Raw genomic sequence first — 13,090 nt, forward strand, 5'->3', positions numbered from 1 at the left:
ACACAAAAAAAGGGCAATCTCCGCGCTTAACGCGGAGATTGCCCTTCTATATATAATGTTACTTATAAATCTCTATCACATTTCCAGCTTCCGTGCTGAGACGATCAAAGTCCGCACGTTTGATGCGAACACCACCGTTACGATAGCGGTTAGGTGTACCTTCTGTTTGCACTTCCGTACCGTTGATAGTAATTCGACTGATCTCACGACCTGTAAGATGATAGATAAAATCTACCTTAGTGCCTGCATATTCAAAGCTAAAGTGCATTCCATCCAGCGATTCCGGCAGAATCGGGTCAACAATTAAGTCTCCACCTTCCGTACGGATCCCCAGTGCATTCGAGATTAACTGGTTCATATAGATCCCAGGACCGCTGGAATAGATTCTCCAGCCACCTTTAACAGCTACGTCACCATTGCGCAGTTTATCGAAATTCTCCTGTGCCTCATAACGGGTGTTAAATTTACCATCCGAGCTACTGAAATAGGAGTTAGCTTGACGTAGTTCAGCGTTTGGCACCACATCGCGGATTCCGATCGGATTAATCGCTGCCAGACCCTTCCAGACCTGATCGGTTTTACCGAGCTTGGCCATAGCCTCTACATAACGGATATGTGCATGCACATATTGAAGTCCAATTTCCCGGCCAAAGTTAGCCGCTTGCTCCGCACGTTTGAAATGAGTGCTGACCCCGCCAACATATTGAGCTGGACGATTCATCAGACGTACACCGTCAGGGCAGAATAGTTTATCCTGAATGACATCATAGTGTGCTTCGGCCTGTTCCGGAGTAAGCAGCTCACTGATCATACTGCGCGTCATTGGCAGCAGACGGTACTGGATACCTGTTTCTGTGTCACTTGGGTGCACCATAAGCTTAATCTGCTCAGGGTCCTCCATATACAGGAAGCCAGGAATTACTTCGGATTGAAGCATATGAGTATGGAAATCCTTACGGATTCCTTCCACCATCGCCTTCAGTTCCTCTGCCTCAGCTTGATCAACTGAACGAAGTACCTCTGAGAACTGATTAAGTGTCTGATAGGTAAGCGCCACTGTCCAGCTGCTAACCATATACTGCTTCAGCTGTGGATTTGCAGGCTGGAGTGTATCATCCCAGTCTCCATCACCGTAAGAAGACAGATGTGTGTCATGCAGGAAATGATCCTTAATATAAGCAATTTCCTTCCGCGCATGATCCAGCAACGTCGCTTTTTCTTCTGTAAAGTCAAAGCTGTGCTTACGGGTATACGGCACTGTTGCTCCCAAGATGCTGTAATCCTGAGTTACTGCCAAGTAGTCTCCAAGCACCTTAAGCGGCCACACAATAATATCTCCATGGCTCTCTTCTTGTTGTATCTTCGTGTATTTATCAAACATGAACCATTGTGGCCAGTTGCCATCATCTTCATATTGATGACTATACAGCGTCAGCAAAATTTCACGAACCTGTTCGTATTTTTGCGTAGCCATGAAATATTCCACAGGTCCCTGACATACATCCCGTGTTCCCCAAGCAGCGCCACCATATTGCTCTAAACCATGTGGAACCGAATAGTGAACCAGCATGTTATGTGTGTACCACCAAGTCAGAGCATTAACCTTAAACAGTTCACCTTCTGTTCCGTCCCCAAGCGTCAGGCGGAAGCCATTCATCACACCAGCATAAAATGCGCGATAAGCAGAAATCTCTTCCTCAGCTGAACGATTTCTTGGAGCAAGTGACTTACCATCCAGAAGGCCTTGAATATTCAAGGTCCATTCACTGCTGGCAGACAGCTCCAGTACTGCTAACGGTGCTTCAGTTGGTTGAACAGGAGAGACAAGTCTACCTTCATCCTGCAGAGTTAACTCCGCACCCTGTACCTGTAATTTATACTGTAAGTCAGGATATTCACCAGCACTTAGTGCGCTTCTGTCAGCCGAGAAGATTACTGCTCCACCTTCTTGCTTAGATTGATATGGAAGCTCGTATTCGTTAACGTTCATGGTGATTTGATTAGTGACTAAATAACGATAAGCTCGTCCGCTTTCCGAACGCACATTCAGGAATATCTCTGGCGAATCTTCGGTGGTGTAGTTCGTAATAATGAAGCATTCACCATCTGTTCTGTAATACCAACGAGCATAGTTGAAACCAACCTCAAATAGAGAAGGCATAGTCAGCAAACGATATTCACCGTTCCACTCTACATAAATGCGTTGTCCTGAAGCTTTTGGAATGTTAAGCGCATTTCTTGGATTGGACATTAGCTTGTTGAAATTGGTATTTCCAATTACCACCTGGGAGTTAAAGATCCCGTACATATAAGAAGTTGTTGTGATGACCTTATCATTAAGTCGAGCGTTATCCCCACTCATCAGGATATGGCCGTGTGGCCGCTCTACGCGCATTTCTTTCTCTTTTAATACTACGTGCTCATAATTCTCCGTGAAAAAAGAAAGTAGTGTGCCTCCTTCTCTCTCCTCCTGATAACGAACCGGAAACAAGACCTCGATCTCTTTCTCTGTCAGCGAATCTGCAGCCAGCGGTGCTCCCAGCTCCTTCGAAAAGAAAGAACGTTCAAGTGCTGCTTCAGCTTCTAAAGGTAAATCTTTAACAGCATCCCAAGCCGCAGCAATATCATTAGCAAATTCTAGCGCAGTGATCGCTTCTGGATGATCTTGCTTAAACAATCCGTAGAACACAAACCGTGTTTCCCCGCTCAGCTTCACCCGTTCCGATTGCAGCGCAGTATATGCGAATTCATATTGATAGATTTCATTACTTAATTGCTCACGACCCAAGCTCTCTGGTTGGTTGGTTTCTTTATAGGACAGTCCAAAGAATTGAAAACCATCTGTTGAGAAGCTCGTTGCCTTGGTAAGTGAACCCTGTTGCAGATATGGGAATTTCCCGCCCTGTGGCTGATTCTGTCTAGAGCAAACAACGTACCCTTTGGATTGATCCTCAAATACCGCATGATCGATATACTGTGACAAGTAAGCTTCATTACTGCGGACAGCGGCGATATCAGCAATCCCTACATCCTGTCCGTACACGAGATCTACCTCTGCATTTTGTCCAGTAAGCTTCACATCCCAGAACCAAGTTCCTCCTGCAGTAGGGGTGAAAATAACTTGATATTCTATATTTTCAGCAGTACCTTCCCAAACCAAACGGTTTCCAGCCTTACGTACAGTGCTTGAAGAATGAATGCCAAGCAAAGGAATGGCTTGAATGTTTCCATCATTGTGCACTCGCAAATATAGATTGGATAATGAGCCGTCCACAATGCTTGGCAGCAATTGATTGATCATTGTCCGTTCGTAAAGGACTTGGAACAAGTCCCCGCTGTTTGTAAAAGTGAAGGATAGATCCCCGGCGTTTAAACGGATGTTAGTATTCAAATTAGTAGTCATATTTTACACTTCCTCCATTACGGCGTTACTGCCGTATATATTCTACTTATGCTAATGTTAAGCAAAAATCCCGTTCTTTAACCTCATTGCTGTTCGAACCGACGAATAATTTAAATCGTCCCGGATCACTGCTAAAGCTTAGATCGCTATGATAATAACGAAGCTGCTGTTCGGTAAGGGTAAAGGTCACTTCACGACTTTCCCCTGGTGAGAGGTTGATTTTGGCAAAATCCTTCAGTTCCTTCATTGGTCTGACGACCTCTCCGGAAATGTCTCGGATATACAGCTGCACTACCTCTTCCCCATCTACTTCTCCAGTATTGGTCACCGTAACGGTTATTTCAATAGGCTGATTTTCAGTCATGATTTCACCGGACAGAATTGGTTCACTATAGCTAAATGTCGTATAGCTTAGTCCAAAACCAAATGGCAAAAGCGGCTCATTAGGAATATCCAGATATTGCGAGACATAACGTTTGTCGGCACCCGGAGCATGAAGTGGGCGTCCAGTGTTGAAATGATTGTAATAGACTGGAATCTGCCCAACGGATACCGGGAAAGACATCGTTAATCTTCCTGAAGGATTCTCATCTCCATAAAGTAGACTGGCAATTGCCGCTCCGCCTTCACTGCCTGGGAACCAAGCTTCCAGAATAGCATCTGCATGCTCGTACACACCGGCCAAGTCTAGTGGACGTCCATTAAACAACACCACCACGATAGGCTTATTCAGCTGTTTCAGACGTTGTAAAAGCTCAAGCTGCGCTTCGGGCAAACGGATATCTGAACGGCTGCCCGCTTCTCCACTCATCTCTGAATGTTCACCAAGCGCCAGTACAATCACATCAGCTTGCTTAGCAGCCGCTTCCGCCTCCAGCCACTGTTCCTCTGTAAAGCTATCGACTCCAGAACCTTCTGCAACAGTAATCTTACCCGCACCTGCGCGAGCTTGAAGTGCCGGTGCAAGACGGCTTGCCTCTTCCGTTGAACCCAACCACGACCACGGTCCAAGAATATCTCCGCTAGTAGCAAACGGTCCAATTAGCGCAATCCGTTGCTCTGCAGCAAGCGGCAGAACCTGATCATTCTTGAGCAGTACGCAGGATTTAGCCGCCAACTCACGCGCCGCATTTCGATGATCTTCACAGAAGATTACCTCACGCTCTTTCTCAACGTCAGCTCCGCGGAACGGATGCTCGAACAAGCCCAATCTTTGCTTCAATTTCAAAATACGAAGCACAGCTTCATCAATAATCTTCTCATCTACTTGCCCATCTGCAACAAGCGCCGGAAGCTGATGAACGTAACAAGCCGTCATCATCTCGATGTCTACACCAGCTTTGATGGCTTTAAGTGCTGCCTCAGCCTCATCCTCGGCGACACCATGTGGGATCAGTTCCTTCACTGCACCCCAATCCGAAATCAATACGCCATCAAATCCCCATTCCTCACGAAGCAGCTGGCGAAGCAGCTTAACGTTGCCGCTTATCGGAATCCCATCAATCGTATTAAATGAAGTCATGACCATTTCTGCACCTTCATCCAGTGCTGCACGATAGGCTGGCAGATAATATTCACGCAGCTGCCGTTCCGATAAATCCACCGTATTATAATCACGACCGCCTTCGGATAGACCATAGGCAGCAAAGTGCTTGATACAAGCCGCCAGACGATCCACATCACCAGTCAAGTCGCTTCCTTGAAATCCGCGCACAAACGCACGGGCAAACCTACCATTCAAATATGGATCTTCTCCTGTAGATTCCATTACTCTTCCCCAACGCGGGTCCCGTACAAGATCCGCCATTGGCGCATAAGTAACGTGCACACCGGAGACTGCCGCTTCTTTAGCCGCAATCTCGGCGCTCAGCTCTGCGCGATCCATATCCCAAGAGCAGCCAATTGCCAGCGGGACCGGAAAAATCGTCTTGAAGCCATGCACAATATCCGCCATCATCAGCAAGGGAATGCCCAATCTATTTTTGCGTAAATGGGCTTCCTGAACCGCAATGACTTGCGCTGCACCTGATAGACCAAGTACAGAGCCGCTGCTCTCGATCATGTGGTCCGTAATTCCCATGGATGCCATAGGGCCAGTGATTTGTCCTCCATCCTCTGCCCCTTCATAGAAATTAGCGGCTAGCTGCTGCAATTGTGCAATCTTTTCTTCAAGCGTCATCTGGTTCAACAAGGTAGTCAGTTGCTGCTCATTCATTTCAAATCCTCCATTGTTCAATTCTGCCGATGCCTATGAATGGAAAAACCCGTGTGCAAGAATTGCACGCGGGTCCTGTAGGTTCATTCCTACATGCATAGGGCGAAAGCTATTTTTTTAGATTGTTTAGTTCATCTAGAACCGGCTGAACGAGGGATTGTTTGCTCTTAACCCATTCTTTCCAGTTCGTCTCTAGATCGCCTGGTTTCAAAATCAGGTTAGTGTATTCTGTAGCATAGTCAAAGGAAGCCTGATTTTTAGCCTTGGAATCATACAACTGGTAATCCCAGTCATATTCAGCCGTTGCTTTGTCTTTTAAAGCAAGCTCAGCTTTTTCTTTGAACAGTTCTACAGAACGATCGCGATATTCTTTTTTGATCGCAGGGTTCACGATACTAAAGTCATCCGCCAAGACATACAGTCCTTCAAAACGGTTCGGATATTTCTTATCCAATGTTGTTCCTTCAGGGAGTAGGCTGATTAATTCGCCATTTTCGCCTTTTTTCCAATCTGTTCCTTCAAAGCCCAAGTTAACGGTCAATTGACCTTCTTTACTTGTTGTGTATTCCATGAAGTCCATAATCCGTTCAAACTTCTCTTTGCTAATATCTGGCGAGAAGATTACAGCAGACCAGAAGTTAACTTGATCGAGGTTACGATATTTACCGTCATCGCCAAGCACAATAGCTGTGTGTACTAGGTCATCACTATTTACACCTAGGTTATCTTTCATTTTAACGTCCATGTCTTTTCTGTAAGAAGCCAAACCACCTAGACTCGTAATACCGGAAACACCGTTAACTGTGAACTTTTGGCCAGATTCGCCATTTTTCCAAGTATAAAACTCAGGGTGCAGTAATCCTTCTTTATAAGTAGTTTGAAGTTCTTTCAGTGCCGCTAACGTTTCATCGTTGGCTGGACCCCATTGGTATTTGCCATCTGCATCTTTATAGAATGCTGACTCTACTCTGGAGTGCACGCTATTAGCCATTACAATATTAGTCAAAGCATCGTTGATGTCATAAGAAATAGGAATGAGTTTATCTCCTACCTTGCCAGGGTCTTTCTCTTTAAGCAATCTAGCAAATTCCATCAGTTCTGTAGTAGTGTAGGCATCTTTCAATTCAAAACCAACGGCTTTAGCCCAGTCAGAACGCAGAGCAATTACTCCGATTTGGTTAATGAGCGGATCTGCCGGCTTGTTCTCAAAGTATACCGGTCTTGGCAGAACATAAGTGCCACCTACCGCTTTCTCCAATTCATCGCCAAGTCCTGTCAGCTTATAAGCGGCTGCCACATTCGGCCAACGTTCTTTCCAGTCATCTGGCAGCTTGTACAGCAGTCCTTGATCAATGTAATTAAGCGCATCACCGTGAACATAGTTCCAGCTTGCTACGTCAGGAAGATCACCAGAGTTAATCCACAGGCGCAGCTTCTCAGCCCATGAATCCCATTCAATATAGTTGTAATCCCATTTAATATTGAACTTATCCGTAAAATATTTATGATACACGTTATCAAAATCAGATTCTGTTGTCTTAATGGTACTGGCTAACGAAATCTTCAACTCGTCTTTATATCCATCTGTTGGATTGCCTGAATTTCCGCTATTAGCATTGTTGTCTGAGCTTGAGCATGCTGCCAACATGATTGGAGTAAGACATAAAACACCGGCAAGGATTGACTTTACAGATTTTCTTTTTAAAATATTCATTTTGTCCTCCTTAAATTGTGTGACTGACCCTCTTTTGTATGGATAAATCATAAATCCCTAGGTCTTGATAGCCCCTGTCAGTACTCCTTTGGCAAAGTGCTTTTGGAGCATTGGGAAGAAACACATAATAGGAACCATGGTAACGAACACTGCCGCCATTTTCATACCCATGGAGAATGATTGTTTACCCACTGCGTCAACACTTGTTGCATTCGATGCATTCACTTGGGCTTCCATAATGATAGATCGCAACACGTTTTGCAGTGGCATCTGATCCGCTTTCCGCAGGAAGATCATGGCGTCATACCATCCATTCCAGAAGGCTACTCCGTAGAACAGTGTGATGGTAGCTACGATTGGAGCAGATAATGGCAGGACTACAGAGAATAGGATTCTCCATTCCCCAGCACCATCAAGTCGCGCAGATTCCATCAGGGACTCAGGCAGACTGCTAAAATAGTTCGACATCAGAATCAGGTTAAACGCACTGAAGCTTCCAGCCAGAATAACTGACCAAAGGTTGCCTGTCAGATGCAGATCCTTCATCACCAGATACAAAGGTACAATCCCGCCATTAAAAATCATTGTGAACAGGACAAGCATAAAAATCAGCTTTTTACCCGGGAATTTATTGCGGCTAAGGCCGTAAGCCATACTTGTCGTTAAGAACAAGCTAAGCGGGAGTCCTAAGATTAAGATCTTAAAGGTATTCCAATACCCTGTCCCGATCCGCCCATCAGCAAAGAGTGCCCGATAGGATTCCAGTGTTGGGTTCTTCGGAAATAACATCATAGGGTTATCAGCGTATTCTTTTTGCGTAGAAAAAGAAATCATAATGACATTCCAGAATGGAATAAGAATGGCCAAAGCGCCCACACTCAGAATTACGAAAATCACATAATCCATAGCGGTCATTTTTTTATGGTCTTGCATAATTGTCAGCTTTTTTTTACTCATACATTTGCACTCCTTTCTTACCGGAATAAACCGTCTCCGCCCATAAGTTTGGCAGCTCTATCTGCCAGAATCAGCAGAATCATATTAACAAGTGAACGGAACAAACTGACTGCAGTGGAGAATGAAAAGTCTGTTGAAGACTGGAACGTGATTCGGTAGATATACACATCTAGTACTTCTGAGACGTTTTTCGTTGCAGCGTTGCTCAAGTTAAAGATTTGGTCAAATCCAGATGACATCAGGCCACCGACGGAAAGGATAAACATAATCGTAATCGTCGGAAGAATGTTAGGCAGAGTAATGCGGAACATTTGCTGCAAGCGTGTAGCACCATCAATCTGTGCGGATTCATATTGGTCTGTATCAATACCAGAGATAGCGGCCATAAAGATAATGGCTCCCCAACCTGCTGATTTCCAGATATCCGTAAGATACAACATCGGAACGAACATTTTTTCAGAACCCAGGAAGTTAATGCCTGTCCCGCCAAACATTTGAATGAGGCTGTTGACCAGTCCATCATAGGAAAGCACATTGATAACAACCCCGGATACTACGATCCATGACAGAAAGTTCGGAAATGTGAACACCGTCTGTAAAGCTTTTTTGTAACGATTCATGCGCAGTTCATTCAGCAGCAAGGCCAATATGATTGGAAAAGGGAACTGAATAATCAGCTTGCCGATGTTAATGGTTAACGTTCTCCATACGGCGTCAATAAAAGCCGGGTCACGGAACACATAGGTGAAATTCTCGAATCCGCTCCATGGGCTGCCCCAAATTCCTAAATTCGCTTTAAAATCTTTAAAAGCCAGAGATAGACCACCCATCGGCAGATAAGCAAATAGGAAAAGCCACACTAGTCCAGGAAGCACCAGAGTATAGACCATTCTGTTCTTCCAGACTTCTCTTAGGAACAGTTGGAATCTGCTGTCGTTCATTTTTTTAGCCGGTATTGCAACTTCGGATTTCAATTTGCATCTCCTCACTCTGCTTATGTCTTTTAGTTGTACAAGAAATCAAAGGTTGTCTTCAGATGCTCCTCCCAGAATCGCCATTCATGAGTTCCAGGGGTCTCAACATACTGAAATTCATAAGGGGTCGTCTCCAGGTGAGCTGCGAATTCCCGATTCATCTCCACAAACGGATCTTCCGAACCACAGCAAGTCAGAATCGAAGGCAGGTTACGTCTATCGTCGACCAATTTAGCGGCTAAAGCGTACAGATCCTGATCCGGCTTAATTTGTAAGCGTTTTCCAAAAGTACCCGCCATCTCCCTCGCCATGTCCTTGGACATTTGCGGATCGTTTAATCGTTTCTGGAGATCGGTAACTCCTGATAACGAAACCACTTTGCTGTAACGCTCGGGATAGGTAAGTGCACATTTCAGAGCGCCATACCCGCCCATCGATAAACCAGCGATATACGTCTTCTGCGGATTATCATCCAACCTCATCATTCGGCCACAAAGCTCGGGAAGCTCATGGGTCACATAGTAGAAGTAGTCCAGTCCGTACTCCATGTCTGTATAATAGCTCCTGTTTACTTGCGGCATTATGACTGTACAACCATATTGACTTGCATACTGCTCAATAGTAGTCATCCTGTGCCAAGTACTGGCGTTATCACCAGCACCATGCAGCAGGTAGAGCGTTCCTCCAGACATGTTGCCTGAATCGACGGGGGAGATAATACTGATGGTCGTTGTCATTCTCAAAGTAGGAGAGCCTGTCTCAACTGTTAATAATGCCATGAGTTATCTCCTTTTCGTTCTTATTCATTTGTTTATTTTCTTGCAAGATCCCCGCTTAACCAGTACGGATTCGAATACCATATGTTTGTTTTGCGAATCACCTGTGATCAGGTCAAACAAAATTTCAACACTGGCCTTCGCCATATCCACTCCGGGTTGGCTGATCGTATCCAGAGATGGATGATAATATTCTGCCATTTCAATCCCGTCGAATCCGATAATCGAAACATCATTTGGAATTGATAAGCCCAAAGACAATAACGCCTTAGCAGCCCCAATGGCAATCGTATCTGATGCAGCAAAAACAGCAGTGATATCTTTTTTCTTATTGAGCAGACGTTTGGTAGCTGTAAAGCCAGAGCTTGGACTATATTCACAATCCTCTACCATTGAAGGGTCGTACTCAATTCCATGCTCCTCAAGCGCTTTGATATATCCCATAAGCCGCCGGTTGCCTGTCGTATTTTGTACCAGAGGAAATCTGGCCAAAAAGCAGATATTGCGATGTCCTAATGAGATTAAATAGCTGACAGCCTTATAAGATTCCTGAAGATCATCAATGATCACGCTTGAAAAAACAGCAGGATCGACTTCTTTTGTAGTCGTGATGGTAGTCAGAACAAATGGAACTTTTAATTGTTTGAATTTATCTTCGGAATGATCATACGTTCCGCCCATAAAAATTACGCCATATAGATTTTTTTCTTTTACAAGCTGTAGAGCGATATCGATCTCATCTACTCCATCTTCTACATGCTGGATCATAAGCGGACATCCCCGCAGGTTCACCTGGCGTTCAACTTCCTTGATCATGTCTGCAAAAAACGGGTTTGAGATCCCTTTTACCATTAGCGCTATGGTATTGGATCGCGTCTTTTTCAAGTTGCTCGCATTACCATTTGGAATATAGTTATGTTCTCTAACAACCGCCATTACTTTAGCTCTAGTTGTATCGCTTACAACACCGCTATTATTGATTACTCTGGAGACTGTGGCGATACCCACGCCTGATAGCCTTGCAATATCTTTGATATTCATATTTACCTTGCTCCACTCCTATGATGAGTCCCCCCTTCACCCGATGAAAATCAGGTTGTGGAAACGCATGAAATGATGGGAAACGTTTCCCGCGACATCATTTTGAGTCCTTAGCGTGTTTTTTCCGCTTACTTCGTCCATTATGAACAGGTAATTTTTATAAGTCAACTAAAAACACAAAAAAAATTGTGATTCATCACTTTTTATTTGGTTAAAATTACAATAAGTCTATAGTTACTCAATCTAGAAATTAGAAGTAATTGGTATTTATATATCAAACAATAGTTTTCCTTACTTTATTGACTTTAAAATAAGAATGGAATACCATCAATTTAGTGATTTTTATCGTTTTAACAGAAAACGTTTCCACTCATTTTTCTAGTTTTTCTTTTTGTCACTTCGCTACCTAGCTAGGAATATCAAGAGAAAGAAGGACTCTTTTTATGTTGAACATGGCTCAATTCGCAGCTAAGGCTCGTGAACGAAACCTGAATATCTTCAATGTTCGTGTGCTTCAAAACGGAAACCTTGTGGGAAAACTGGATCTCACGGAGGATATTCGGCGCTTGCAGCATTCCGTCAGCAAGTCTTTTACTTCTATGGCAGTAGGTCTTGCCATTGATGAAGGGAAGCTGACACTGGAAACAACGCTTAAAGATGTTTTTCCGGAGTATGTCTCTCCTCTTAAACAAACACCTCCTTCCATGCAGCCCGGAGATATAACTTTGTTCGATTTACTGCGAATGAGTACAGGGCACGATTCCCCTCCATTTTGGGCTGAAGAGAGATTAGCCTTGAAGGATAAAAATTGGGTGCAGCATTATTTATCTCTGACTTTAGACAGAGCTCCCGGAGAGAAATTTACATACAGCAGCGGAGATACCATTATGATCTCTGCAATGGTGCAAGCCCGCGTCGGGCAAACCGTAAAGGATTATCTGGTACCTCGTTTGTTTGCACCTCTGGGTATAAACAATGTGGATTGGGAAACAACACCTCAAGGGGTAACCCTTGGCTGTGCCGGACTTCAGATTAACACGGAAGAGTTAAGCCGGTTTGGACAGCTGCTTTTACAGCAAGGAAAGTGGCAGGGCCAGCAACTGATCCCCGCAGCATGGATCGATTTTGTTACACAAAAACAGATCGACAATGATGGAAACGGCGACTGGGGAGAAGGATACGGCTGCCAATTCTGGCTCTGCTCCCACGACGCTTACCGTGCCGATGGCGCTCATGGACAATTCTGTCTTGTGGTGCCGGACGCTCAAGCAGTCATTGCAATTAACAGCATGGAAGATAACATGCAGGGAATCCTGGACACCGTCTGGGAGGAAATCTGGCCGCTTCTTTAGGAGCGGTCTTTTTTATGGCTTAAGGTTAGCGTGCGCATAATGGGTAATTTACATTCTTCGGCGATTAGTACATAACACCGCCAAGTAACCAGCACTTGCTGTTGCTGAGGAGGCTCGCGGACTCAGATGACCTTATTTGCTCATTTATCGCCTTTTGAGATACGTTTCGGACTCCAGTGCAGCTATTCCTGAGAAAGCGGCTCTTTTGGGACACGTTTGGCACCAATAGCGACGATGGAGTCCGATAACATCGCAAATCCCACACTTTTCAGCATTTAAGGTCATCTGGGTCCGATAGCAGCTGGGTATGTGCAAATATGGTCTAGATGTTCGAAGTTTGATGTTCAACGATGATTAGTAGCTAAATACGCCCAAGCGTTCACACCAATCGATGCTCAAACCGTAAGTCCCCACCATCAAACTCGCCATGCAGTCAACAACAATAGATGCACAACACCAAGTAACCAGCATTACTCAGACCGAGGAGGCTCGCGGACTCAGATGACCTTATTTGCTCATTTATCGCCTTTTGAGCAACGTTTCGGACTCCAGTGCAGCTATTCCTGAGAAAGCGGCTCTTTTGGGGCACGTTTGGCATCAATAGCGACTATGGAGTCCGATAACATCGAAAATCCCGCACTTTTCAGCATTTAAGGTC

8 protein-coding genes are annotated in these 13,090 nt (G+C 44.7%); 1 reads left to right on the plus strand and 7 read right to left on the minus strand.

Translation table 11 applies throughout. The features are described from left to right. Window positions 1-58 precede the first annotated feature (58 nt). The 7 genes from PODO_RS24165 to PODO_RS24195 form a co-directional block, all read right to left on the minus strand. Window positions 59-3,403 carry a GH36-type glycosyl hydrolase domain-containing protein gene (locus PODO_RS24165; RefSeq protein ID WP_038573075.1) on the minus strand — a complete coding sequence of 1,115 codons (3,345 nt, stop codon included), beginning with the start codon at window positions 3,401-3,403 and terminating at the stop codon, window positions 59-61. A 46-nt stretch (window positions 3,404-3,449) separates the two neighbouring features. Further along, complete coding sequence (gene bglX / locus PODO_RS24170; protein WP_036686991.1) at window positions 3,450-5,618, minus strand: beta-glucosidase BglX; 2,169 nt, start codon at window positions 5,616-5,618, stop codon at window positions 3,450-3,452. Between the two features lie 109 nt (window positions 5,619-5,727). Next, the gene (locus tag PODO_RS24175; protein ID WP_038573076.1) at window positions 5,728-7,332 is read right to left on the minus strand and encodes an extracellular solute-binding protein; all 1,605 of its coding nucleotides are present in this window, start codon (window positions 7,330-7,332) and stop codon (window positions 5,728-5,730) included. Between the two features lie 57 nt (window positions 7,333-7,389). Continuing rightward, window positions 7,390-8,289, minus strand: coding sequence for a carbohydrate ABC transporter permease (locus PODO_RS24180; protein WP_036686985.1), 900 nt, complete (start codon window positions 8,287-8,289; stop codon window positions 7,390-7,392). A gap of 17 nt (window positions 8,290-8,306) precedes the next feature. Continuing rightward, window positions 8,307-9,230, minus strand: a complete 924-nt coding sequence (locus tag PODO_RS24185) for an ABC transporter permease (RefSeq protein WP_036687012.1) — start codon at window positions 9,228-9,230, stop codon at window positions 8,307-8,309. A 62-nt stretch (window positions 9,231-9,292) separates the two neighbouring features. Beyond that, entirely contained in the window at window positions 9,293-10,042 is a 750-nt protein-coding gene (locus PODO_RS24190; protein WP_038573077.1) for an alpha/beta hydrolase, read from the minus strand. 24 nt (window positions 10,043-10,066) lie between these two features. Further along, window positions 10,067-11,080 (minus strand): LacI family DNA-binding transcriptional regulator, encoded by a 1,014-nt coding sequence (locus PODO_RS24195; RefSeq protein WP_038573079.1) that lies wholly within the window; start codon window positions 11,078-11,080, stop codon window positions 10,067-10,069. 443 nt (window positions 11,081-11,523) lie between these two features. Here PODO_RS24195 and PODO_RS24200 point away from each other — a divergent pair, with 443 nt between their 5' ends. After that, the gene (locus tag PODO_RS24200) at window positions 11,524-12,432 is read left to right on the plus strand and encodes a serine hydrolase domain-containing protein (RefSeq protein WP_052097285.1); all 909 of its coding nucleotides are present in this window, start codon (window positions 11,524-11,526) and stop codon (window positions 12,430-12,432) included. Window positions 12,433-13,090: the final 658 nt, after the last annotated feature.

It is taken from the genome of Paenibacillus odorifer (genome assembly GCF_000758725.1).
Classification (GTDB): domain Bacteria; phylum Bacillota; class Bacilli; order Paenibacillales; family Paenibacillaceae; genus Paenibacillus_AQ; species Paenibacillus_AQ odorifer.

Coding starts and splice junctions, on each gene's coding strand:
- PODO_RS24190 (WP_038573077.1), bottom strand. CDS start 10,042: ATGGCATTATTAACAGTTGAGACAGGCTCTCCTACTTTGAGAATGACA.
- PODO_RS24165 (WP_038573075.1), bottom strand. CDS start 3,403: ATGACTACTAATTTGAATACTAACATCCGTTTAAACGCCGGGGATCTA.
- PODO_RS24200 (WP_052097285.1), top strand. CDS start 11,524: ATGTTGAACATGGCTCAATTCGCAGCTAAGGCTCGTGAACGAAACCTG.
- PODO_RS24195 (WP_038573079.1), bottom strand. CDS start 11,080: ATGAATATCAAAGATATTGCAAGGCTATCAGGCGTGGGTATCGCCACA.
- bglX (WP_036686991.1), bottom strand. CDS start 5,618: ATGAATGAGCAGCAACTGACTACCTTGTTGAACCAGATGACGCTTGAA.
- PODO_RS24180 (WP_036686985.1), bottom strand. CDS start 8,289: ATGAGTAAAAAAAAGCTGACAATTATGCAAGACCATAAAAAAATGACC.
- PODO_RS24175 (WP_038573076.1), bottom strand. CDS start 7,332: ATGAATATTTTAAAAAGAAAATCTGTAAAGTCAATCCTTGCCGGTGTT.
- PODO_RS24185 (WP_036687012.1), bottom strand. CDS start 9,230: ATGAACGACAGCAGATTCCAACTGTTCCTAAGAGAAGTCTGGAAGAAC.